This window comes from Rhodococcus sp. A14 (assembly GCF_011603105.1).
In the GTDB taxonomy this organism is placed as follows: Bacteria; Actinomycetota; Actinomycetes; order Mycobacteriales; family Mycobacteriaceae; genus Rhodococcus_F; species Rhodococcus_F opacus.
Genome location: NZ_JAAOQS010000001.1, coordinates 1 through 22,937, shown reverse-complemented (window position 1 = coordinate 22,937; position 22,937 = coordinate 1). Strand labels below are relative to the sequence as shown.

General features: G+C 66.8%; 22 protein-coding genes, 2 tRNA genes, 1 other RNA gene and 4 pseudogenes. 11 read left to right on the top strand and 18 right to left on the bottom strand.

What is annotated here, in order from left to right; all coding sequences use genetic code 11:
* Nucleotides 1–36 precede the first annotated feature (36 nt).
* The gene (locus G9373_RS00145; protein WP_005572219.1) at nucleotides 37–438 is read left to right on the top strand and encodes a PAS domain S-box protein; all 402 of its coding nucleotides are present in this window, start codon (nucleotides 37–39) and stop codon (nucleotides 436–438) included.
* 279 nt (nucleotides 439–717) lie between these two features.
* Here the strand turns inward: G9373_RS00145 and G9373_RS00140 are convergent, their stop codons facing one another.
* The 16 genes from G9373_RS00140 to prfB all read right to left on the bottom strand — a co-directional run bounded on the left by G9373_RS00140 (nucleotide 718) and on the right by prfB (nucleotide 12,395).
* Nucleotides 718–927: a hypothetical protein gene (locus G9373_RS00140; protein ID WP_011598322.1), complete on the bottom strand. Its 210-nt coding sequence runs from the start codon at nucleotides 925–927 to the stop codon at nucleotides 718–720.
* A gap of 86 nt (nucleotides 928–1,013) precedes the next feature.
* Nucleotides 1,014–1,086: transfer RNA gene (locus G9373_RS00135), tRNA-Ala, on the bottom strand.
* A gap of 162 nt (nucleotides 1,087–1,248) precedes the next feature.
* Entirely contained in the window at nucleotides 1,249–1,980 is a 732-nt protein-coding gene (locus tag G9373_RS00130) for a DsbA family protein (RefSeq protein ID WP_054247804.1), read from the bottom strand.
* Between the two features lie 41 nt (nucleotides 1,981–2,021).
* Nucleotides 2,022–2,510: a MauE/DoxX family redox-associated membrane protein gene (locus tag G9373_RS00125; protein ID WP_005259608.1), complete on the bottom strand. Its 489-nt coding sequence runs from the start codon at nucleotides 2,508–2,510 to the stop codon at nucleotides 2,022–2,024.
* A 26-nt stretch (nucleotides 2,511–2,536) separates the two neighbouring features.
* On the bottom strand, nucleotides 2,537–3,763 hold the full coding sequence (locus G9373_RS00120; RefSeq protein WP_005259609.1) for an MFS transporter: 1,227 nt from the start codon (nucleotides 3,761–3,763) through the stop codon (nucleotides 2,537–2,539).
* A 60-nt stretch (nucleotides 3,764–3,823) separates the two neighbouring features.
* A complete protein-coding gene (gene pgm, locus G9373_RS00115; RefSeq protein ID WP_005259610.1) occupies nucleotides 3,824–5,455 on the bottom strand; it encodes a phosphoglucomutase (alpha-D-glucose-1,6-bisphosphate-dependent) in 1,632 nt (543 codons plus the stop codon).
* Between the two features lie 74 nt (nucleotides 5,456–5,529).
* The gene (gene crcB / locus G9373_RS00110; protein ID WP_005240232.1) at nucleotides 5,530–5,874 is read right to left on the bottom strand and encodes a fluoride efflux transporter CrcB; all 345 of its coding nucleotides are present in this window, start codon (nucleotides 5,872–5,874) and stop codon (nucleotides 5,530–5,532) included.
* On the bottom strand, nucleotides 5,871–6,245 hold the full coding sequence (locus tag G9373_RS00105) for a CrcB family protein (RefSeq protein WP_043793026.1): 375 nt from the start codon (nucleotides 6,243–6,245) through the stop codon (nucleotides 5,871–5,873). Before G9373_RS00105 ends, crcB begins: the two co-directional genes overlap by 4 nt.
* 86 nt (nucleotides 6,246–6,331) lie before the next feature.
* Nucleotides 6,332–6,703: a transfer-messenger RNA gene (gene ssrA / locus G9373_RS00100) on the bottom strand.
* A 95-nt stretch (nucleotides 6,704–6,798) separates the two neighbouring features.
* Nucleotides 6,799–7,653, bottom strand: coding sequence for a DMT family transporter (locus tag G9373_RS00095; RefSeq protein ID WP_080606182.1), 855 nt, complete (start codon nucleotides 7,651–7,653; stop codon nucleotides 6,799–6,801).
* An 8-nt stretch (nucleotides 7,654–7,661) separates the two neighbouring features.
* Nucleotides 7,662–8,135, bottom strand: a complete 474-nt coding sequence (gene smpB, locus G9373_RS00090) for an SsrA-binding protein SmpB (RefSeq protein WP_005240226.1) — start codon at nucleotides 8,133–8,135, stop codon at nucleotides 7,662–7,664.
* Nucleotides 8,136–8,211: 76 nt separating this feature from the next.
* Nucleotides 8,212–9,117, bottom strand: coding sequence for a permease-like cell division protein FtsX (gene ftsX, locus G9373_RS00085; protein WP_167113539.1), 906 nt, complete (start codon nucleotides 9,115–9,117; stop codon nucleotides 8,212–8,214).
* A 66-nt stretch (nucleotides 9,118–9,183) separates the two neighbouring features.
* Complete coding sequence (gene ftsE, locus G9373_RS00080; RefSeq protein ID WP_005240222.1) at nucleotides 9,184–9,873, bottom strand: cell division ATP-binding protein FtsE; 690 nt, start codon at nucleotides 9,871–9,873, stop codon at nucleotides 9,184–9,186.
* A 55-nt stretch (nucleotides 9,874–9,928) separates the two neighbouring features.
* A complete protein-coding gene (locus G9373_RS00075) occupies nucleotides 9,929–10,390 on the bottom strand; it encodes a hypothetical protein (protein ID WP_005572214.1) in 462 nt (153 codons plus the stop codon).
* Nucleotides 10,387–11,283, bottom strand: a complete 897-nt coding sequence (locus G9373_RS00070; RefSeq protein WP_005240218.1) for a mechanosensitive ion channel family protein — start codon at nucleotides 11,281–11,283, stop codon at nucleotides 10,387–10,389. The genes G9373_RS00075 and G9373_RS00070 overlap by 4 nt, the downstream gene beginning before the upstream one ends.
* Before the next feature lie 5 nt (nucleotides 11,284–11,288).
* Nucleotides 11,289–12,395: a peptide chain release factor 2 gene (prfB, locus tag G9373_RS00065; protein ID WP_005259617.1), complete on the bottom strand. Its 1,107-nt coding sequence runs from the start codon at nucleotides 12,393–12,395 to the stop codon at nucleotides 11,289–11,291.
* 166 nt (nucleotides 12,396–12,561) lie between these two features.
* On the opposite strand from prfB, the gene G9373_RS00060 reads away from it, so the two are divergent.
* The 5 genes from G9373_RS00060 to G9373_RS00040 all read left to right on the top strand — a co-directional run bounded on the left by G9373_RS00060 (nucleotide 12,562) and on the right by G9373_RS00040 (nucleotide 18,807).
* The gene (locus tag G9373_RS00060; protein ID WP_167113536.1) at nucleotides 12,562–13,056 is read left to right on the top strand and encodes a carbonic anhydrase; all 495 of its coding nucleotides are present in this window, start codon (nucleotides 12,562–12,564) and stop codon (nucleotides 13,054–13,056) included.
* A 49-nt stretch (nucleotides 13,057–13,105) separates the two neighbouring features.
* On the top strand, nucleotides 13,106–13,894 hold the full coding sequence (gene hisN / locus G9373_RS00055) for a histidinol-phosphatase (RefSeq protein WP_167113533.1): 789 nt from the start codon (nucleotides 13,106–13,108) through the stop codon (nucleotides 13,892–13,894).
* A 466-nt stretch (nucleotides 13,895–14,360) separates the two neighbouring features.
* Nucleotides 14,361–15,773 (top strand): acyl-CoA dehydrogenase family protein, encoded by a 1,413-nt coding sequence (locus G9373_RS00050; RefSeq protein ID WP_167113530.1) that lies wholly within the window; start codon nucleotides 14,361–14,363, stop codon nucleotides 15,771–15,773.
* A gap of 29 nt (nucleotides 15,774–15,802) precedes the next feature.
* Nucleotides 15,803–17,008 carry an acyl-CoA dehydrogenase family protein gene (locus tag G9373_RS00045; RefSeq protein WP_005572206.1) on the top strand — a complete coding sequence of 402 codons (1,206 nt, stop codon included), beginning with the start codon at nucleotides 15,803–15,805 and terminating at the stop codon, nucleotides 17,006–17,008.
* Between the two features lie 164 nt (nucleotides 17,009–17,172).
* A complete protein-coding gene (locus G9373_RS00040) occupies nucleotides 17,173–18,807 on the top strand; it encodes an acyl-CoA synthetase (RefSeq protein WP_167113527.1) in 1,635 nt (544 codons plus the stop codon).
* On the opposite strand, the pseudogene G9373_RS00035 reads toward G9373_RS00040, so the two are convergent.
* Nucleotides 18,794–19,213 (bottom strand): annotated as a pseudogene (locus G9373_RS00035) (nitrate ABC transporter substrate-binding protein); the annotation flags it as partial. The gene G9373_RS00040 and the pseudogene G9373_RS00035 sit on opposite strands and share 14 nt — an antisense overlap.
* A gap of 74 nt (nucleotides 19,214–19,287) precedes the next feature.
* On the opposite strand from G9373_RS00035, the pseudogene G9373_RS00030 reads away from it, so the two are divergent.
* The 3 genes and pseudogenes from G9373_RS00030 to G9373_RS00020 all read left to right on the top strand — a co-directional run bounded on the left by G9373_RS00030 (nucleotide 19,288) and on the right by G9373_RS00020 (nucleotide 21,160).
* A pseudogene (locus tag G9373_RS00030) lies at nucleotides 19,288–19,924 on the top strand (ABC transporter permease subunit).
* A gap of 23 nt (nucleotides 19,925–19,947) precedes the next feature.
* Nucleotides 19,948–20,235 (top strand): annotated as a pseudogene (locus G9373_RS46120) (2-oxoglutarate and iron-dependent oxygenase domain-containing protein); the annotation flags it as partial.
* Nucleotides 20,236–20,515: 280 nt separating this feature from the next.
* On the top strand, nucleotides 20,516–21,160 hold the full coding sequence (locus G9373_RS00020) for a GntR family transcriptional regulator (protein WP_005572201.1): 645 nt from the start codon (nucleotides 20,516–20,518) through the stop codon (nucleotides 21,158–21,160).
* Nucleotides 21,161–21,232: 72 nt separating this feature from the next.
* On the opposite strand, the gene G9373_RS00015 is transcribed toward G9373_RS00020, so the two are convergent.
* Nucleotides 21,233–21,309: transfer RNA gene (locus G9373_RS00015), tRNA-Met, on the bottom strand.
* A gap of 444 nt (nucleotides 21,310–21,753) precedes the next feature.
* On the opposite strand from G9373_RS00015, the pseudogene G9373_RS00010 reads away from it, so the two are divergent.
* Together G9373_RS00010 and G9373_RS00005 are read left to right on the top strand one after the other, a co-directional pair.
* Nucleotides 21,754–22,083 (top strand): annotated as a pseudogene (locus tag G9373_RS00010) (transglycosylase family protein); the annotation flags it as partial.
* Between the two features lie 475 nt (nucleotides 22,084–22,558).
* On the top strand, nucleotides 22,559–22,937 hold a 379-nt coding region (locus G9373_RS00005), incomplete at its 3' end, for a transglycosylase family protein (protein ID WP_167113524.1).

Here is a 22,937-nt window from a genome sequence, read left to right as displayed (position 1 = left end):
TATGTGGGCGCCATCGAAGATGCCCGAGGGGGGACAGTGAGACAACTGGATAGCGACGGATTCGCTGCACTGATGGAGTCCATCCCCCACGCGATCAGCGTTCACGACCGGGAACGAAACCTCGTGTTCAGCAACCCCGCCTGTGCGGCCCTGATCGGCTACGACACCGAAGAATTCGCAGACCTCGAGCACGAGCAGCTGTTCCACCCCGACGACGCCGAACTGTGGGGAACCATGCTCGCCCGGGTCCTGGGCACGGAAAGCACCAGCGCGACAGCACATCTGCGAATCCGCCACCGGGAAGGCCACTGGATCTGGGTGCGCGTCGCGGCGTCCACGTTCACGGCAGGCACCGAGAGGTTGGTCGCCCTCGTGCTCCAGGACGAATCCGACACGATCTGGGGCAACCCCACGGCCGCGAGGCAACCGATCCGATAGCCGCGCGCTCACCGACCGTCGCCGGACGCCGCGCCACTGCACGGCGGAGTCCGGACGGTCGCGCCGCACCGCCGACAGAAATGGGTGCGGTGCCCACCGTTGTTCGACGTCGCGCACCCACACACCTCCCACCCCACCAGGCACGTGTTGGCGGCCAGCGTGTGCCCGTTCGGACAGCGCCCCGGCGCGGTTTCGGTTCTGGCGGCCACACGTCGAATCTACCCGGTTATCGAACATATGTACGAGTTCGACCTCGAGTACCGTCGCTGCGCTGGTCGGTCACATGTAGTTACCGGGCGAACCGTCCTCCTGCCCGTCCTCCCGCTCCACCAGGAACCAGCTCCCGGGGGCGTAGATCAGCTCCCGGGCGGCACGGACGATGACGAGCGCCCCGGACTCGTGGATGCTGTAGCTGTCGTCGTCGCCGAAGTCGGTGACGGCGAACTCCGCCAATTGGTCGAATGATCGATGCGTCACAGTGAATGTCATGACGCCAGTGTCCCACCGGGACAAGGGGAGGAATGAGGAAAGCCTCTCACCCGCATTGTCTGCGGATGAGAGGCTTCTCTCGAACGTGGAGCTAAGGGGACTCGAACCCCTGACCCCCACACTGCCAGTGTGGTGCGCTACCAGCTGCGCCATAGCCCCGTATTCGGTTGTTCTCCGCACTCGGAATGACTTCCTCCGTGCTCGAAGAAAGTTACACCATTGCCGACCGGGCCAACAAATCGCCTGGTCAGAGGCGCTTCGCGCCCGTGCGCCTTTCTGGTTGTTCCAGCTACCAAAAAGGCGCACGGGTGGCGGAGCCGCCTACAGCTGCGACACCCAGTTCTCGTTGGAGAGTGCATCGATCACGGTGCCGTCCTTGACCACGGCAGGGGTGCCGGTAGCGCCGCTCGCGGCGAGGGCCTGACGGCCCGCCTCGGCGTGCGCACGGGCCTGCTCGACCTTCGCGCCGGTGGTGATGCACTGGACGGCCTCGTCGGACGCTCCGGCGTCGCCGGCGATCTGCGCGAGCTCCTCGTTGGTGTGATCGGAGCTGCCGTTCTCCTTCGGCTGGTTCGACGGGGAGAACAGCGCCGCGTGGAACGCCGAATACGCCACGGCGTCACCGGTTTCTGCGACGCACTCGGATGCCGCGACGGCGCGGGTGGAGTAGTCACCGCTGGCCGAGAGCTGGTCGAGGAAGTTCAGGACGTGATACCGGACGGCCACCTTGCCGTCGTCGATGGCCTGCGCGAGTTCCTGGCCGTTCTTGTTCTCGAGCTCGGCGCAGTACGGGCACATGGGATCTTCGAACAGGTCGACCGTGGTGGCCGCGTCGGGGCGGCCGAGAAGTACGACACCGTCGTCCTGCAGCGCCACCTGGACCTCGGAGTTCTGGACCCCGCCGTAACCGTCGTTGCGCGGCTTGCTGCGGTTGCTCTGCCAGATCACACCACCGATGACCAGTACGGCGATGACCACTACCGCGAGCCCACCGAGAATATAGGTGGACCGGCTGGATTCCGGCTGCGGGTTGTACTTGTTCTTCGAGCTCACGTGGATGCAGTCCTTCGACGTCGGATCGATTTACCGAATGCTTACTCTGCCACCGCCTGCTGAGGGGTCACTGAGAATGTGGCGCTGGAGCCGAGCCCCAGCGCGAACAGGGAACGGGGGAACACGATCAGCCACACTGCCAGTGCGAGGAAGCCCACATCCCGGAGGATCTCCTTGGTGTAGTCCCAGCCGTTCACGTCGGCCGCACCACCGCCGCCGAAGCATCCGCAGTCGATGGACAGCCCGCGGGCCCACACCGAGACGATCACGGCGATGAGCACGAGCAGGAGCGCGGCGGACACCGCGGCCGTGGCGCGGACGGCGAGCCCGATCAGCAGGAGCAGCCCGAGCGCGATCTCGAGGAACGGCAACGTGTTGGCGACGGGCCGGACGAGGTCCTCGGGAAGCAGTTGGTAGGCGCGGACCGCGATGATCGTCTGGGCGGGGTCGGCGACTTTGAGTGCGCCGGAGACCAGCCAGACGGCAGCGAGAGACAGCCGGGCGAGAAGGGAGACGACCTTGATCCACACCCGAACGAGCGTACCGAAGGCGTCGGTCAGACCGCCTCGACCGACACCTTGGGCGCCGGCTTGTTCGGCACGAGCAGCCAGCCCACTGCGGCGAGAAGCATGACCCCGCCGGTGACGCCGAATGCGACCGCGTAGGACAGGTGCTGGGCGAGCAGACCCGCTCCGACCGGGCCGAGGACTCCGCCGACGTCGGCGACCATCTGGAAGGTCGCCAGCACGGGACCACCCCGGGACTTCGCGCCCACGACGTCGGCGACCGCGGCTTGCTGCGCGGGACTCATCACTCCGGATCCGATGCCCGCGATGCCGGACAGCACCAGGAATACCAGCAGGTTCTCGCTGAGTCCCATCCCGACGGTGCTGGCGCCACACACCAGCAGTCCGAGCAGGACGAACAGCTTCCGGCCGTAGACGTCGGACAACCGCCCGGACACGATGAGGACGAGTGCATTGCCGACGGCGAAGACGGTGAGGGCGATGCCGGCGAGGGCGGCGTCGCGGTGCAGCGCCTCGACGACGAACAGCGGGACCATCGCGACCCGCACGCCGAAGATCACCCCGCCGAACGCGAAATTGGAGCCGAGCGCGGCGCGGTAGACGGGCTGCCCGAGAGCCTCCCGGAGCGTCATGGCGGCTCCGGCGGCGGTGGCGTCGGGCGCCGTCAGGTGCGAACCGCGCAGACTCACGAAGACGACCGCGGCCGCGATGACGAGGGCGATCGCGTAGATGACGAACGGAACCCGCAGTCCGAATCCGACGAGCAGCCCGCCGACGAGGGGTCCGGAGATCGACCCCATCAAGAAGCTCGTCGCGTAGAGCCCGGATACTCGACCGCGGCTGTCCACCGGTGCGATGCGGATCACCAGGCCCATCGCCGACACCGTGAACATCGTCGAGCCGATGCCCCCGAGCGCGCGGAAGACGAGCAACTGCCAGTAGTCCCCCGCGACCGCGCAGGCGGCGGTCGAGGCGGCGACGATCAGGAGTCCGGTGATGTAGACCGGCCGCTCCCCCAGTTTCTGCACGAGCCGGCCGCTGACCGGGGCGAAGACCAGGCGCATGAACGCGAACGACGAGATCACCACCGTCGCCGCCGTCACGCTCACGTCGAAACTGCGGGCGAACTGTGGGAGGGCGGGTGCGACGATCCCGAATCCGAGTGCGATGACGAAGCTGGCCGAGACCAGCACCCAGATTTCCGAAGGGAGCCGCGGGCTGCGCCCGGCGGGCAGCCCGGCTGCGCGAGTGTTCATAGTTGAATCCGATGGTAGGTGCCCCCGCAGCGGCGGCGGCACCTACCCCCGGCCGAACACCTACTTCAGGACGTCGGCCACCAGTTCCTTGGCCGCCGCCTGCACCTGCGCGAGATGGTCCGGGCCCTTGAACGATTCGGCGTAGATCTTGTAGACGTCCTCGGTGCCCGACGGCCGCGCCGCGAACCACGCCGACTCGGTGGTGACCTTCAGCCCGCCGAGGGCCGCCCCGTTACCCGGGGCACTCGTCAGTGTCGCGGTGATCGGCTCCCCCGCCAGTTCGGTGGCCGACACCTGCTCGGGCGACAGCTTCGCCAGTACCGCCTTCTGCTCGCGGGTGGCGGGGGCATCGATACGCGCGTAGGCGGGGCTGCCGAACTGCTCTGCCAGTTCCCCGTACCGGACCGACGGTGTCTTGCCGGTCACCGCCGTCATCTCCGAGGCGAGCAGGGCCAGGATGATCCCGTCCTTGTCGGTGGTCCACACCCCGCCGTCGTGGCGCAGGAACGACGCACCCGCACTCTCCTCGCCACCGAAGCCGAGCGAGCCCTCGAGAAGTCCGGGGACGAACCACTTGAAACCCACCGGCACCTCCAGCAGTTCGCGGCCGAGGCTCCCGACCACCCGGTCGATCATCGACGAACTGACGAGTGTCTTGCCCACCTTCACTGTCGAACCCCACCCCCTGCGGTGCGAGAACAGGTAGTCGATGGCAACCGCGAGGTAGTGATTGGGATTCATCAGTCCCCCATCGGGAGTGACGATCCCGTGCCGGTCCGCGTCGGCGTCGTTTCCGGTGGAGATGTCGAACCGGTCCCGGGCTCCGATCAGCGACGCCATGGCGTCCGGCGACGAGCAGTCCATGCGGATCTTGCCGTCGGTGTCGAGCGTCATGAACCGCCACGTGGCATCGACGAGCGGGTTGACGACCTCGAGATCGAGTCGATGGGTGTCGGCGATCGCACCCCAGTAGTCGACGCTCGCTCCGCCCAGCGGGTCGGCGCCGATCCGCACTCCGGCCGTCCGGATGGCGTCGAGATCGAGGACGCTCGGCAGGTCGTCGATGTAGAAGCGGAGGAAGTCGTACCGCTCGGCCCGCTGGATCGCCCGCTCCGCGGAAGTTCTCCGCACCCCCGAGAGGTCCCGGCGGAGTAACTCGTTGGCACGATCGGCGATGATCGTCGTCGCCTCCGAGCCGGCGGGGCCTCCGTGCGGCGGGTTGTACTTGAAGCCGCCGTCGCGGGGTGGGTTGTGGGACGGCGTCACGACGATGCCATCGGCCTGCGACTCCGGGCCGCTGCGGTTGTAGCGGAGAATCGCGTGACTGACCGCGGGGGTCGGGGTGTACCGGTTCCGCGAATCGATCAGCACAGTCACGTCGTTCGCGGCCAGCACTTCGAGAGCCGACGTCCACGCCGGCTCCGACAGGGCATGGGTGTCGCGTCCGACGAACAGCGGCCCGTCGATGCCCTGGGACGCCCGGTACTCGACGATGGCCTGGGTAGTGGCCAGGATGTGTGCCTCGTTGAATGCGTTGTCCAGGCTCGACCCGCGGTGCCCGGATGTCCCGAACACCACCTGCTGCAAGGGATTCTCGGGGTCGGGCACGCCGCTGTAGTACGCGGTAACCAGGTGCGCGATGTCTACGAGATCCTCCGGCAGTGCCACCTGACCCGCTCTGTCGTGCGCCACGAGACCTCCTGGAAACTCATCGGGATCGAACTCGACTACCCACCCATCCTGCACCCTCGCACCGGAGTCTGCCCTCAAGACGTCAATCGGAATCCCAGCCAGGCGGCGGCCAGTCCGGCCGCCACACTCGCGACCACGTAGACGACGGACGGGAGCGCCCGCCGGATCCGCAGCAATCCCACCGATTCCACCGCGAACGTCGAGTACGTGGTCAGTCCGCCGCAGAAACCCGTGCCCAGCAAGGCGAACGTCTGCACGGACATCGACGCCCCCGACAACAGTCCGAGGATCAGGCACCCGGCGACGTTCACCAGGAAGGTGGCCACCGGAAAGCTGCGGTACGAGTCGACGTACCGGCCGGTGAGGTACCGCGTCGTCGCACCGAGCGCGCCGCCGAGGGCTACGAGGAGGACGGTCATGCCGCCGCCTGTCGCGCCAGCCGGTGCCGGTGACCGACGAGCATCCCCAGCCGCGCCGCGAGCAGGGCCGGTATCAGGGTGGCCACTACGTAGAGCGTCCCTGTGACGGCGTCCTCCCGCACCGCGTCGACCGCGAACGTCGAGAACGTGGTGAAGCCGCCGAGGACGCCGACTCCGAGGAACAGTCGCCACAACCGGTCCGGCCCGACCGTCTCGGCGAGGTAACCGAGCAAGAGCGACCCGACCACGTTGATCAGAAGGACGGTCCAGATGCCCGGCCACAGGGCGGCCAGCAGGAATCTCGCGGACGCACCGAGCGCACCGCCCAGGGCGACCACGGCCACCGGTTTCGTCAGGGACACGGCACACATCGTGTCACGGCTGAGGGGCGGGGCCGTTCGAACTCGCAGGGCACAAAAAATCCGGGCCCGACACCTGGTGGTGTCCGGCCCGGACTCGGTGGAGCTGCCGGGAATTGAACCCGGGTCCTCCGCAGCAAAGCTAGGGCTTCTCCGTGTGCAGTTTGCTATGTCTCTACTTGGATCTCCCAGTCTCGCAAACAAGCCAGGATGACGATCCCAGTCGCTGTTGGTTGTCCCATTCGACTCCGCGACCGAGTCGAACGGTAAAGCCCTCTAGCTGATGCCAGTACCCGGGCCGAGGGCGAACCCGGACTGACAGACACGCAGTCGCTACTTAGGCAGCGAGTGCGTAGTCGCGCTGATTGGAATCGGCGCTTATATGTTTGCAGCGACGCTTACGGTGGTCTCTTGCCTGCACCGACACGCTTCCCCTACCTCAACGTACGCAGTCGAAACCGTTCAGCCCCGTACGTGCCCCACGAGTCTCGCGGGGCCACCTAGTGTAACGCGAACCCGGTCCGGATTCATCCCGGTTTTCCTCCCGAGTGTCGGCGGCCGTATTTCAGCTGGCCACGGCGATCATTCCGACGGCCGCGAGGGCGAGGAGCATCCCCGCCTGCTGCATTCTGCTCACCCGTTCACCGAGCATCACCATCGCCAGCAGAACGGTGGCGGCGGGGTACAGCGATCCGATCACGCTGACGAGCGACAGCAGACCGCCCTGGAACGCGTACATCATGGCCGCATTGGCCAGGACGTCGAGGAAACTCACGTACACGGCGAGCTTGAGGGGTTCGCCGTGCGGCAGCACGAAGTGGCCGGCGGACAATGCGACGAGCCACACCACCGCGGTCGCCGCGGCACGGGACACGGCGAGCGCCCACATCCCGCCGTCGTCACCGATCTGATGCAGCGAGACGAAGGAGAGCGCGAACGCGACGCCGGATCCGACGGTGAGCAGCGCCACGGTGCGGGTGAAGCGCAGCACCCTGCCCCCGGCGACCTCTCCCGCGGTCTCGTCGGGAGATTCCCTGCTGACGAGGACGACGGCGACGAGGGCCACGGCGATCCCGATGTACGCGATGGGCCCGGGTCGCTCACCGAACGCGAGCCCGATCAGTACCGGAATGCCCGCGACCAGCACGGCCGTCAGCGGCGACACCACCGACATCGGTCCCGAGGCCAGCGCGAGGTAGAACCACCAGACCGCTACACCACCGGCCACTCCCGCCACGGCGCCCCAGACGAGGGACGACGAGGTGAGTGTGCCCCCGGCGAACGGGGCGATCACGAGCACGATCAGCAGCGACAGCGGGTACGACACGATGACGACGCGTAGCGCCGCGACCCTGCGGGACGCGACTCCCCCGATGAAATCGCTCACGCCGTAACCGATCGCGGCCACGAGCGCGAGCAGGACGGACGTCAGCGCATGCCCTTGACTCGGCGGCCGAGTTCGCGGGTCACCTCGCGCTCGGCGGTCCGCCTGGCCAGATCCTGGCGCTTGTCGTAGTCCTGCTTACCCTTCGCGAGCGCGAGCTCCACCTTGACCTTGCCGTCGGAGAAGTACATCGACAGGGGAACCAGAGTCTGGTTTCCCTCCCGCGTCTTGCCGACGAGGTGTTCGATCTCCCGCTTGTGCAGCAGCAACTTCCGGGTACGGCGCGGCGCGTGGTTGGTCCACGTGCCCTGCGTGTATTCGGGAATGTGCAGTGAGCGCAACCAGACCTCACCGTCGTCGACGGTGGCGAACGCGTCGACCAGCGACGCCTTGCCCTCGCGCAGACTCTTCACCTCGGTACCGACGAGGGCGATCCCCGCCTCGTAGACGTCGAGGATGGTGTAGTTGTGACGCGCCTTGCGATTGGTCGCAATGACCTTGCGGCCCTTTTCCTTCACTTTCCGGGCCTTTCAGTCCGCGATGTCCGAGGTGAACAGTTCGTACCCTCCAGCATAGGAGAAGAGGCAAACCGAATTATTCGCGGACGTACAAGCGCAGGGTCACGTACGCGGTGACCGCCGCCATTCCGACGCCCACGAGGATCAGCACCGGTGAGACGAACAGCACGTCACTGTTGGAGATCCGGGCCACGATGTTGGCCTCGTAGACATCCGCGAGCACGTCGTCGATGAACATGTTCTTCGCGGTGAACAGGCCCACGATGGCAAGAACGGCACCCACCAGCGCGGCGACCACCGCCTCGAGCAGGAACGGCAACTGTGTGTACCAGCGGGTGGCGCCGACCAGCCTCATGATGCCGACCTCGGTGCGCCGGGTGAACGCCGCGATCTGAACCATGTTCGCGATCAGCAGGATTGCCGCGACGGCCTGCACGATCGCGATCGCGAACGCGGCGTTGCGCACGCCGTTGAGGACGCTGAAGAGCCGCTCCACCAGCTCGCGCTGGTTGAGGACGCTCTCGACTCCCGGGCGGGTGCCGAACTTCTCGTTGATCACGCCGAACCGCTCGGGGTCGCTGAGCTTGACCTTGAACGAGGCCGGGAAGCTGTCGGGGCTGACGAGTGCGGCGAGCTCGGGTTGATCCTTGAACACCCGCTCCGTCGCGTCCTTCACGGCGTCGTCCCGGTTGAGATACTCCACCGACACCACCGACGGCGTCTCTTCCAGCTCGGTGCGCAGCGTCTTGCAGATCTCCCCCTCACACCCCGGGTCCAACGTGGAGATGTCGTCGGTGAGAAAGATCTGCACCTCGACGCGGTCCAGGAAGATCTGCTGGGTTTTGCCGGCCATCTGCACCACCAGCAACCCGCTGCCAAACAGGCCGAGCGAGATCGCGGTGGTGAGGATCATCGCGATGGTCATGGTGACGTTGCGACGGAGTCCTGTCAGGACCTCACTGAAAATGAAACTGGCACGCATCGGGGAATCAGAGTCCTTCGTAGGAGACTTGGGGACAATACTGAAGCTGGAGTGCAGGGAGGGCGGCTAACGCCCCACGCCGTACACACCCCGAGCCTCGTCGCGCACCACTCTGCCGAGGTCCAGCTCCACCACCCGACGGCGCATCGAGTCGACGATGTGGTGGTCGTGGGTGGCCATCACCACCGTCGTTCCGGTGCGGTTGATCCGTTCGAGCAGCAGCATGATGTCCTGGCTCGTCTCCGGGTCCAGGTTTCCGGTGGGCTCGTCGCACAGCAGCACCAGCGGCCGGTTCACGAACGCCCGCGCGATGGCGACACGCTGCTGCTCACCGCCCGACAGTTCGGTGGGGAGACGATCCGCCTTCCCGGACAACCCGACCATCTCGAGCACCTCGGGCACGGTCCGGGAGATCATCGCGCGCGGCTTCCCGATCACCTCGAGCGCGAACGCGACGTTCTCGGACACGGTCTTCTTCTGCAGGAGCCGGAAGTCCTGGAAGACGACGCCCATGCTCTGCCGCAGCTTCGGCACGCGCCGGGCGGAAAGCTTGTTGACGTGGAAGTCCGCGATGTGAATGTCACCCGACGTCGGCGACTCCTCCTTGAGGAGCAGGCGCATGAAGGTCGACTTTCCCGAGCCCGACGGGCCGATGAGGAAGACGAACTCGCCCTTGTCCACCTCGACGCTCACCTTGTCCAGGGCGGGCCTCGTGGAGGTCTTGTACGACTTCGACACATTCTCGACGCTGATCACGAGGAGCCAGTCTAGACGTTATCGAACAGTGACCAAATGGAGCAACGCGCGGACGTCATCGCCCACTCGGCGGTGTCGCCGACGTCGTCGGGACGGAAGACGTGGTCGGCGGGGTGCCCGTGGGCGGAGGCGGAAACGGGTTGGGAATCCCGAACGGCAACGTCGGGGTCGACGTCACCTGGCTGGTCCCCGTGGGCGCCGTCTCCTGCGGGGTCGGCTCGGGCGTCGCCTCGGTGGTCGTGACCGTCTCCGACGTCGACTCGGTCGTCGTCTCGATCTCCGATGTCGGCAGCGTCGTCTCCTGAAGGGGCGCTTCCCGGGTGGGCACGACAGCCGGCGCGACGGGTCCCTGGACCACTTCTTCGACGGGGTTCAGGTACGTGTACAGCGTGTACAGCACCACCCAGAGGATGCACAGCACCAGCGTCGACGTCCGCACCCGTCCGCCGAAGATCTTCGCGGGAAGGAACGACGAGTGCAGAATCCGGTCGAGTCCGCGCCGCGGTTCGTCGGTCATCCCTCGCCCTCCGCTGCCCGGACCGTCTGAAGGTCCGGTTCGACGGTGATCCCCTGCCGTCTCATCGCGGTGGCGATCCGCACGCGCAGTGCGCGCCCCACCTGGAACTGCTTACCCGGCAGGGTTCGCGCCACGACGCGAACGCTGACCTCGTCGACCGTCAGACTCTCCACTCCCATCACCGTCGGTTCGTCGAGCAGTAGTTTCTTCAGTCCGCGATCCGCGAAGGCCTCGACACCGACCTGGTGCAGCACCTCGTTGACCCGGTTGATGTCCGACGTCGCCGGGACGGGAACGTCGATCACGGCACGCGCCCAGTCCTTGGACAGGTTGATCGCCTTCACGATCTGGCCGTTGGGAACGGTGATGACCTCACCGTCCGAGTTCCGCATCCGGGTGACCCGGAGCGTGACGTCCTCGATCACACCCTCGGCGTCTTCCGACGACCCCGTCACCGCGAGCTGCACCGTGTCGCCGAACCCGTACTGCCGTTCGGTGATGATGAAGAAGCCGGCGAGGATGTCCTGCACCACGCGCTGCGCGCCGAAACCGAGCGCCGCACCGAGCACGGTGGCCGGGGCCACCAGGCTGCCGATCGGCAGACTCAGCTGGTCCAGCACCTTCATCGTCGCGATGACGTAGATGATGGTGATGATCACCCAGGTGATCACCTGCGCCACCGAATGCCGGTGCTTGGTCGCCTCGGACCGCACGAGGGCGTCGCCCTGCATGTAGTTGCTGTCGATCCGGTCGGTGACCTTGCTGCCGCCCCAATTGACGAATCGCGCCATCAGGATCGCTCCGAGGACGGTGAGCGACACCGCAAGCCCCGTCGACGAGAGCCAGTCGAGCAGGTTCTGGGTGGGAGCGAACATCGCCGCCGTCGCTTCCATAGGTATTAGGACGCCTGATTCTCGCGCATCCGCCAGCGGATGCCCGATTCGAGGAATCCGTCGATGTCACCGTCGAGCACCGCCGACGGGTTGTTGACCTCGTACTCGGTGCGCAGATCCTTGACCATCTGGTACGGGTGCAGCACGTACGACCGCATCTGGTTGCCCCAGGAACTGCCGCCGTCGCCCTTGAGCGCGTCCATCTCGGCACGCTCCTCCTTGCGCTTGACCTCGAGCAGCTTGGCCTGCAGAACGCGCATCGCCGACACCTTGTTCTGTAGCTGCGACTTCTCGTTCTGACAGGTCACGACGATGCCGGTCGGGATGTGCGTCAACCGGACCGCGGAGTCGGTGGTGTTGACGGACTGCCCACCGGGGCCCGAGGAGCGGTACACGTCGACGCGGACGTCGTTCTCGTTGACGTCGATGTGGTCGGTGGTCTCGACCACGGGCAGGACCTCGACCTCGGCGAACGACGTCTGGCGGCGACCCTGGTTGTCGAACGGGCTGATCCGGACCAGCCGGTGCGTGCCCATCTCGACGGACAGGGTTCCGTAGCTGTACGGCGCCTTGACCGCGAACGTCGCGCTCTTGATGCCGGCCTCTTCCGCGTAGGACGTGTCGTAGACCTCGACGCCGTAGCCGTGCTTCTCCGCCCAGCGGACGTACATGCGCATCAGCATCTCGGCCCAGTCGGCGGCGTCGACGCCGCCGGCGCCGGAGCGGATGTTGACCAGCGCATCACGCTCGTCGTACTCGCCGGAGAGCATCGTCTTGACTTCCATCGCGGCGATGTCTTCACGCAGGCTGTGCCGCTCGGCGTCGACGTCCGCGATGGCCTCCGCGCCCTCGTCCTCGGCGAGTTCGTAGAGCACCGGCATGTCGTCGAGCCTCGACCGCAGTTCCTCGACGCGGCGCAGTTCGGCCTGCGAATGCGAGAGCTGGCTGGTGACCTGCTGGGCGTGCTCCTGGTCGTTCCACAGCTCCGGATCGGCGGCCTGGTGTTCGAGCTCGTCGATGCGGCGGCGCAACTCCTCCACGTCCAGCACCGATTCGACGGTACGGAGGGTGGTGTCGAGCTCGCTGAGGTCTGCGGATACGTCGGGATGCACGGTTCCCAAGGTTACCGGGTGCGCGCGCGGACCCTCTCACCCCTGCTTCCCAGCCGAAGTCACCCCTTCCGATCACGTCGAGTCGAACCCTTGCGCACCCCGGGTACTCCTTGTTGCATGCACGAGTACGCACTTGTTTGTGCCGCCATTCCGGACGGAGTCGACGATGACCGTGACCGACCAGTACCTGAAGAACAACGAGGAGTACGCCGCCCGATTCACCGGGCCGCTCCCCCTTCCCCCGAGCAAGCACGTCGCGGTCCTCGCCTGCATGGACGCGCGTCTGGACGTCTACCGGGTCCTCGGCATCCAGGAGGGTGAGTCGCACGTCATCCGCAATGCCGGCGGTGTGGTGACGGACGACGAGATCCGGTCGCTCGCGATCAGCCAGCGACTGCTCGGCACCACCGAGATCATCCTCATCCACCACACGGACTGCGGGATGCTCACGTTCACGGACGACGACTTCAAGAAGTCCATCCAGGACGAGGTCGGTATCGAACCGGCCTGGTCGGCCGAGGCGTTCTCCGACCTCGACGAGGACGTCCGGCAGTCGCTGCGCCGCATCCGGTCCAGCCCGTTCATCACGGCGACCACGTCCCTTCGCGGGTTCGTCTTCGACGTCGCCACCGGAAAGCTCGCCGAAGTGAAGATCGACTGAGCTCGCGCCGGCGCGGTACGGATAAGCACTACGAGTAATCTGTGCGACCGTGACCGACCTCCACGCCGACCTGCAGCTCGCCCTCCGAATCGCCGACGAAGCGGACGCGATCACCAGGGCGCGATTCGGGGCGCTCGACCTGTCGGTCGACGACAAGCCCGACCTCACACCGGTCACCGACGCCGACCTGGCCGTGGAACGGGCAGTGCGCGCGACACTGGAAGCCGAGCGGCCCGCCGACGCCGTCCTGGGCGAGGAGTTCGGCGGCAACGCTCAGTTCACGGGACGCCAGTGGGTGGTCGACCCGATCGACGGGACCAAGAACTTCGTCCGCGGCGTCCCGATCTGGGCCACCCTGATCGCGTTGCTCGAGGACGGCGTTCCCATCGTCGGCGTGGTGAGCGCCCCGGCACTCGCGCGCCGCTGGTGGGCCGCTTCGGGCGCGGGCGCCTGGTCGACGTTCGACAGGTCGGAGCCCACTCGCCTCGCCGTCTCCGCCGTCGACCGACTCGGATCGGCCAGCCTCACGTTCTCGAGCCTGTCGGGATGGAAGGAACTGGGCATCCGCGAACAGTTCCTCTCCCTCACCGACGACGTGTGGCGGGTCCGCGGCTTCGGTGACTTCTTCTCCTACTGCCTGCTCGCCGAGGGCGCCGTCGACATCGCCGCCGAACCCGAGGTGTCGCTGTGGGACCTCGCGCCCCTCGACGTCCTGGTGCGCGAGGCCGGCGGCCGCTTCACCAACCTCGCCGGCGCCGACGGCCCGCACGGAGGCAGCGCACTGGCCACCAACACGCTGCTGCACGACGAGGCGCTGTCCCGTCTGCGCGCGAACTGACGTCGGAGTCAATACAGACAGCGGGTTCTGACAGGACTCCGGCGGAGGAGTCCGCCTCCGCCCTCCTCGGCCCCGAGACTCCCCGATTCCGCGGTTGGCCGCGTCCACCGTCGACGATTCCGGGGCCGCTACTTCACGCCCACCGCACGCGCGGGCACGTCCGGGATCCTGCCTGGTCGCTGGACCCCACCTGTGGTTGCGGCGAACCGCTGCTCGGTCCGAGCCGATTTCGCCCTCGCTCGCGCCGCCCCTCGACTCGACCCGGCGGTGACGGAGCCGACGAATCCGGGGATATCGATCATCGTGTCGCCCTAGGTGAGCGGACTCGCCGCCACCTCCTCCCCGAACAGGCGCCGGGACGCTTCCGCGGACGGTCGCAGGCACTCGAACTTACTCAATAGTAGACACCCACCTTACTCCTGAGTAAGATAGATCGTGTCCACGCCCGAACACCGAGAAACAGCTGGTGATCATGAGCAAGCAAGACACTGTTGCCCCCAACGACAGCGCGAAGCGGAAGCCCCGCGACACGTCCGCCGTCGGACTGAATCCGGTCAAGCGCGACGCCATGGGTGCCGCGATGCGCGTGCTGACCAAGATCACCGGTTCCGATCTGGCCGAGAAGTACAACCTTCGCCAGACGATCGACCGGGTGACCTACGAAGGCACGAAGACCGGCTTCAAGACGCTCGGCGCCGCGACCCGCGGGTTCCAGAAGGTGTCCGGCGGCGGTGCGCCGAAACGCCTCCCCGACAACCCGACCGCCAAGGCCGGCTACTTCGACCTCACCCCGAGCGACGAGCAGCAGATGATCGTCGAGACCGTGCGCGAGTTCGCGGCCGAGATCCTGCGACCCGCGGGCCACGACGCCGACGCTGCCGCCGCTGCCCCTGCGGATCTCGTGAAGCGCGCCGCCGAACTCGGCATCACCCTGATCAATGTTCCCGAGGCACTCGACGGGGCCGCCAGTGAGCGCGGGGCCGTCACCAACTCCCTCGTCGCCGAGGCTCTCGCCCACGGCGACATGGGACTCGCCCTGCCGATCCTCGCGCCGAGCGGCGTCGCCGTCGCCCTCACCCAGTGGGGCACCGACTCCCAGCAGAAGACCTACCTGCCCTCGTTCACGGGCGAGCAGGTTCCGAACGCCGCCGTGGTCGTCAACGAGCCCCGCGCACTGTTCGATCCGTTCGCGTTGCAGACCAAGGCGGTTCGCTCGCCCAGCGGTTACAAACTCAACGGCGTCAAGAGCCTCGTTCCCGCCGCCGCCTCGTCGGAGCTATTCATCGTGGCAGCCGAACTCGACGGCAAGCCCTCCTTCTTCATCGTCGAGGCCGACACGAAGGGACTCGTCGTCGAGGCGGACCCGAGCATGGGTCTGCGCGCCGCGGGCCTCGGCCGGCTCAACCTCACCGACGTCGCCGTGCCCGAGTCGGGGCTGCTCGGCGACGCCGACGCCGACGTGCGGAAGGCCGAATACGCCGACGCCATCCGGCTGGCCCGCCTGGGCTGGGCGTCGCTCGCAGTCGGAACCGGACAGGCCGTCCTCGACTACGTGATCCCGTACGTCAACGAGCGGGTCGCGTTCGGCGAACCGATCAGCAACCGTCAGGCGGTCGCGTTCATGGTCGCGAACATCGGCATCGAGCTCGACGGCCTGCGTCTGGTGACGTTGCGCGGCGCCTCGCGCGCCGAGCAGGGGCTCTCCTTCGCCCGCGAGTCGGCCCTCGCCCGAAAGCTTGCGTCCGAGAAGGGCATGCAGATCGGCCTCGACGGCGTTCAGCTGCTCGGTGGCCACGGTTACACCAAGGAACATCCCGTGGAGCGCTGGTACCGCGATCTGCGCGCCATCGGCGTCGCCGAGGGCATCGTCCTGATCTGAGCGGCCGGATTCGAACTAAGGAAACTGTCATGATCAACCTCGAACTTCCCAAGAAGCTCAAAGCCTCCGCGAATCAGGCGCACCAGGTCGCCGCGGAAATCTTCCGGCCGATCTCCCGCAAGTACGATCTCGCCGAGCACGCCTACCCCAAGGAACTCGACACCATGGCCGCCATGGTGGAGGGACTCAACGACTCCGGTAAGGGCGCGGCGGGCGCCGCCCTCGGACGGGGCGACGAGCCGAAGGTCATCGGGAACGTGAACGGCGGCAACATGTCGTCGCTGATGAACGTCATCGAAACCTGCTGGGGCGACGTGGGTCTCACACTGGCGATCCCGTACCAGGGCCTCGGCAACTCGGCCATCGCCGCCGTCGCCACCGACGAGCAGCTCGAGCGTTTCGGCAAGGTGTGGGCCTCGATGGCCATCACCGAACCCGGTTTCGGTTCCGACTCCGCCGCCGTCACCACCACCGCGGTGCTCGACGGCGACGAGTACGTGCTCAACGGCGAGAAGATCTTCGTCACGGCCGGCGAGCGCTCCACGCACATCGTCGTGTGGGCCACCGTCGACAAGACGAAGGGCCGCGCCGCGATCAAGTCGTTCGTCGTCCCGCGCGACGCCCCGGGCCTGAGCGTCGCCCGCCTCGAGCACAAGCTGGGCATCAAGGCGTCCGACACCGCGGTCCTGCTGCTGCAGGACTGCCGGATCCCCAGGGACAACCTGCTCGGCACGCCGGAGGTCAACGTCGAGAAGGGCTTCGCCGGCGTCATGCAGACGTTCGACAACACCCGTCCGATCGTCGCCGGCATGGCGGTCGGCCTCGGCCGCGCCGCGCTCGAGGAACTGCGCAGTATCCTCTCCGACGCCGGTGTGGAGATCTCCTACGACACTCCCGCGTACAACCAGCACGCTGCCGCCGCCGAGTTCCTGCAGCTCGAGGCCGACTGGGAAGCCGCCTACCTGCTCGCGCTGCGCGCAACGTGGATGGCGGACAACAAGAAGCCGAACTCTCTCGAAGCATCCATGTCGAAAGCGAAGGCCGGTCGCACCGGAACCGCCATCTCCCTCAAGGCCGTCGAACTCGCCGGCACCTTGGGCTACTCGGAGCGCCCGCTGCTCGAGAAGTGGGCGCGCGATTCCAAGATCCTCGACATCTTCGAGGGAACGCAGCAGATCCAGCAGCTGATCGTCGCTCGCCGTCTGCTCGGAAAGTCGTCCGCCGAGCTGAAGTAGCAGCTCGAGGGGGACTTCCATCGAGGGGTGCAGCCCCCGCCGCACTCACCTGCGGCGGGGGCTTCTTCGTGCGGGACGTCCGGCTTCACCGGACCGCGCGGCCGGCCCCCTCACGTCATCTACGCTGGACGGGAAATCCGTCACTGCAGCCGGAGGGGTTCTCCATGCCAGCTCAGCACTTCCTCACCAAGATCACGGACACCGTGGGAGCTGTGCGGGTGATGAACCGCGCAGGCCTCGTTCCCTTTCCCCGCGTCGACCAGGGCGTCCGATCGATCCTGGCCGTGCGGAAGTACGGTCCGTTCGCCGGGCCCGTCCACGCCAATGCCGAGGCCGGACTGGATGCGGTGGCCCTGATCGACGAGCGCGGCCCGCTCACCTACACCGACATCGAGGAGCAGTCCAACGCCCTGGTGCGGGCGTGGCAGGCCGATGGCATCACTCCCGGTTCCGTCATGGGATGCATGTGCCGCAATCATCGCGGCCTGGTCCTGACGATGCTCGCCGCCGCCAAGAACGGCACCAAGCTGGTGCTGATGAACACCGGGTTCGCCCGGCCCCAACTCGTCGACGTCGCCGCCCGCGAGCAGGTTCAGGCGTTCGTGTACGACGACGAGTTCCACGCGGTCGCCGAGGCCCTCCCGGACGAGGTCTTCACCTATCGCTCCTGGGCGGAGGACGATTCGACGTCCCAGGTCCGCACGCTCGACGGCGTGATGGAGGGCAGAGACCGCAGTTCGCTGCCCGCGCCGTCCACGCAGGGCGGTTTCGTCCTCCTCACCAGCGGCACCACGGGCACACCGAAGGGCGCTCCCCGCGGACACACGTCGCCGCTCGCGTCGGCCCAGTTCCTCGACCGGGTTCCGCTGCGACGCGGGCAGACGATGATGATGGCGGCCCCCGCGTTCCACGGGACCGGAGTCTCCCAGTTCGCACTCGCGCTGGCACTGGGCCAGACCGTGGTGATGCATCGCAAGTTCGATCCGGAGAACACGATCCGCCTGGTCGAGAAGCACCGCTGCGACACACTGGTCGTCGTTCCCACCATGCTGCAGCGCATCATCGACCTCGGGCCGGAGACCCTGGCCAAGTACGACACGTCGAGCCTGAAGATCATCTTCGCGGCCGGATCCGCCCTCTCCCCCGACCTCTGCAAACGCACCACCGCCGCTTTCGGCGACGTGCTCCACAACCTGTACGGCTCCACCGAGGTCGCCGTCGCCACCGTCGCGACTCCGGCCGACCTTGCGCTGGCGCCGGGCACCGCGGGGCGGGCACCCGTCACCTGCCACGTGGAACTCTATGACGAGTCGGGTCAGCGGATCACCGAACCCGAGACCGTCGGACGGATCTTCGTCGCCAGCGGTCTCAGCTTCTCCGGATACACCGACGGTCGCGACAAGGAACGCATCAACGGTCTGCTGTCCACCGGCGACGTCGGCCACTTCGACCGCAACGGCCTCCTCTTCGTGGACGGCCGGGACGACGACATGATCGTGTCCGGCGGCGAGAACGTCTACCCTCTCGAGGTCGAGAACCTGCTCGCCGACCGGGAGGACGTGCTCGAGGCCGCTGTGATCGGTGTCGAGGACTCCGAATTCGGCCATCGCCTCCGAGCTTTCGTGGTACCCGGCCCGCGATCCGCGAAGGACGCCGACGAGTTGAAGGCCCACGTCAAGTCGAACCTGGCGCGGTACAAGGTGCCCCGCGAGGTCATCTTCATCGAAGAACTTCCCCGCAACGCGACGGGCAAGTTGCTGCGTCGCGTCCTGATCGAGATGGACGTCACGGAGAGCTGATCCCGATCCCGGGATCGGTGAACCGGTTCGTGTAGATCTGTTCCGCGGTCGGCGAATCCGGGATCGCGGCACCCCCGGCGACGAGGATCGGTTTCAGTTCGTCGACCGTCCCCTGCACTCGCGCCATGTCGTACGTTCCGACCGATCCGTCGGCCTCGTTCGCGATCAGCCCTTCGTCCTTCAGCAGTGTCGCACTGAACTCCGCCTCACCCTCGGCATAAGGCGAGAACGAGGAGTCCTGGGACACGCCGTCCACGATGGCCTCGTTGGTGGACTCGGGAGCGGAGACGTAGTCGGCGGTGGACTGCTGGATGATCGGCACCAGCTTCTGCAGGCACGGCGTCAGCGATTCCACCTTGTCCGCGCGGACGGAGACGATGGACGCGTAGATGTAGCCCGAGTCCTCCCGTCGCGAGCGCGCGAACCCCGGCCGTCACGGCCACGAGCGGCCCCTCGGCGCGGCGGCCGCGAACGGTCAGGATGGCCGCGGGCCTGCAGTTACCCGTGCTGTCGCCGGCGGGAGCACTCGCCCTGTGGTCCGCGGTGAGCTGGTTCGTCCTCTCCCCCGAACGGCAGTTCCTCCTTCCTCCGCCGAATCGCGTTCTCACGCAGTCGCTCCTGGACTGAAAGCACCTGTCCCCTATGCTCGAGGCCCTCGCCGTCACTGCCCGCGTCCCGCTGATCGGCCTGTGCTTCGGTTACGGAATGACGGCCCGCACACTCGTTGCGTCCTCATCGCCGCCTTTCCCATCATCACCAACACTCACTTCGGACTCCAGTCCGTCGACCGCGGCCTCCACGACCTGTTCACACTCGGCCGGGCATCCCGATGAGATCGCCTGGTGAAGCTGGAACTTCGACGGCACTGCCCGCCGTTCTCACCGGCATTCGCACCGCGTCCGGCCTCGTCGCGGTCGGCACGATCATCGGAGACCTGTTCTTCGCCAAGGGCGAGCCCGGCATCGGCACGCTTCTCGACGTGTTCCGCAGCCGGCTCCAATCCGAGGATCTCGTCGCCGCGATCGTGATCGCGTCCGGTGTCGCCGTGTTCTCCGCGTTCGGCATCCTGTCCCGACTGCTCGTCGGCAGCTGGCACTCGTGCTGCCACAGATCCTGAGCACACCTTCACGAAAGGCCGTCATGCTCACTTCCCCGTTCTCCGCCCCGACCGTCGACATCACGCCGTATCTCGCCGGGGGAGCCCGCGCCCACAACAGTGCCGAATGCGCACGTGTGGCGGCGGAACTCGACACCGCCTGCCGTGAGGTCGGCTTCGTCCAGATCGTCGGTCACCGGATTCCCGGAGCGACGGTCGACCGGCTGGCCAGTGCACTCGACCCCGCGTCCGAGTCCCTGAGCATGAGTCTCGGGGTGGAATCCGCGAATCGGATGAACGACTTCTACGAAGCCTTCGTCGTGGGAGCCGAGACCACGACGCCGTGATCGAACCGCTCCCGGGACTCTCGTCGACGGGGTGCCGGGATATCCGCCGATCACGGTCGCGGAGAACATCGCGGCCAAGGTCGCCGGCGTGAAGCGGGCGTCAAACCGACTGCGGCACTTCGCGAAGCCGCGCGGGTCCTGTCCACCCGCTGGCAGCATCAGTCGGTGGGGCGCCCTCCCGCCGGCGATCGAATAGAGTCGACGCAGGAGCCGGGCCGGGCGGCGAGGTCACGACCCGCCTCGAGGAAAGGGTTCGGAAGGATCGATGACACACACGGAGCGAGCCCTGCTCACCGAATCCGTTCACGACACTCTTCGTGAACAGATCTTCTCCGGCGAACTGCCCCCTGGTACGCCACTCAGCGTTCCGGCGCTGGCCGCGAAACTGAACGTCAGCCGTACCCCTGTCCGGGAGGCCGTGCAGCAACTCATCTACGAGGGCATCGCGGTCTACACCCGCAATGCGGGCGCCAAGGTCGATTCTCTCGACGCGGACTCGATCCGCGCCGTCTTCGAGGTCCGTGAGGTGCTCGACGGACTGGCCGCATTTCATGCGACTGCCGCCGCCACCCACGAGACGGTGCAGCAGTTGAAGAAGATGGTGCAGGTCCAACGTGAGCTGCTAGACGGTCCCGCCGATCAGCGCCGCGATTCACGGCTCGACCTCGAATTCCACACCCTCATCCGGGAAACCGCGCGCAACAAGCCACTGAGCGTAGCCCTCCTGCGGTTGGACGGGCAATCGCATCTGTACCGGTCGGACATGTGGAGTGCGGATCTGAATCGGAGGCTGGCCGTCACCGAGCACGAGCGGATCGTCGGCGCCATCGAGTCCGGTGACGCGGTCGGCGCGCGGGCTGCAGCATGCGCCCATGTGGCGGGATTGCTGGTACGAACGACGCGGATGTGAGGGTCGCCCTCGACCGGGGCGAGCAGACAAAAAAGAACCGGCGTCCTGGATTCCAGGACGCCGGTTCTTCAGTGGTAGCGGGGACAGGATTTGAACCTGCGACCTCTGGGTTATGAGCCCAGCGAGCTACCGAGCTGCTCCACCCCGCGTTGCATGAACAAAGTTACACGAGCGAACGAACGGATTGCAAATCGCCCGGAAAGCGTCCGACTAGCAACCTTTCAGCACCACTCGAGTCACATCCGTTACCTGAATGTTATGACGCTCGTCACATTTCGGGCGAAAATCTGTAACGCTGCCGAGACCTGAAACGTCGGGGACGACCTGGGAAAACAGCGGTCGTTCGTCCCAGCATTTGGACGCCCGTCACAGAAAATCGACCCGTGACCATTCCGTGATCACCGCGTACGTTCGTTGCCAGCCCGAAACTACCGGGCAACGCCGACCCGCCGCAGCTCGACCTGCCCCCGCGGGATTCGGAATCCCGACACCTCGAGGGGCAGGGACGAGGACAGATCGACCACCGGGTCGGCACACCAGCCGTTACCGCACCACCACCACCTCGTCAGCAGGCGCGGAGAGGAAACAACCACATGACCAATTCCAGCATCGTCAAGCGGACCATGGGCGCAATCGCACTCACCGGAGCAGTCATCGGAGTGCCGCTCGGCCTGAGCACCGGCACCGCATCGGCCGCTTCCGGAGACTGGGACGCCGTCGCAGCGTGCGAGAGCAGCGGCAACTGGGGCGCCGACACCGGAAACGGCTTCTCGGGCGGTCTGCAGTTCACCGACAGCACCTGGGCAGCGAACGGCGGCTCCGGCTCACCGGCCAACGCATCGCGCGAGGAGCAGATCCGCGTCGCCGAGAACGTCCTGGCAACCCAGGGACCCGGCGCCTGGCCGGTCTGCGGACAGTACCTCTGATCCGCACCTTGCTCGAAGTGCCCCGCGCGCAGCACGACTGCGCGCGGGGCACTCCTGAATAGCGAGTCCTCGTCTTACACCACCGGGACCCGCTTTCCTGCCATTTCGACGTGAGCCGCTGCACAAAATCGTGGTGATCCCCACCACATAACAGCAGGGTAACGAATAGACGCCGAAACGATATCGAGACGCTCTGACCTGCAAAGACAGCGATAATTCGCCGTCGCAGCCGGACAGCTGTCCACCATTTTCGCCAGGTGAACTGCGGGCAAAGCTCCCGTACGGTCGCTCTCGGCCCGAAACAACCGGGCGAAAGCCGGCCCGCCGCTGCTAGCTCTGCCCCGCGGGTTCGGAATCCCCGAAACCTTCGAGGGGCAGGGACGCGGCACAGACTCGCAGCCCGGCGTGACGACGCGAACGTCGTCGCCCGCAGGCCGGCCACGCCAGCAAGCGCGGAGAGGATTGACCCCGCATGACCAATCACAGCATCAGCAAGCGTGCCCTCGGCTGGATCGCCGTCACCGGAGCCGTCGTCGCCGTCCCGCTCGGACTGAGCACCGGCACCGCCTCCGCCGCTTCCCACAACTGGGACGGCGTCGCCCAGTGCGAGAGCGGCGGCAACTGGGGAATCAACACCGGAAACGGCTACTACGGCGGCCTGCAGTTCTCGCAGAGCACCTGGGAGGCCAACGGCGGCACCGGCTCGGCATCGAACGCCAGCAAGGCCGAGCAGGTCCGCGTCGCCGAGAATGTTCTCGCGACCCAGGGCCAGGGTGCATGGCCGGTGTGCGGTCAGTACCTGTCCACCGGTGGCGGCGACGTCGCCGAGGCTCCGGCCCCCGCCCCGGAGC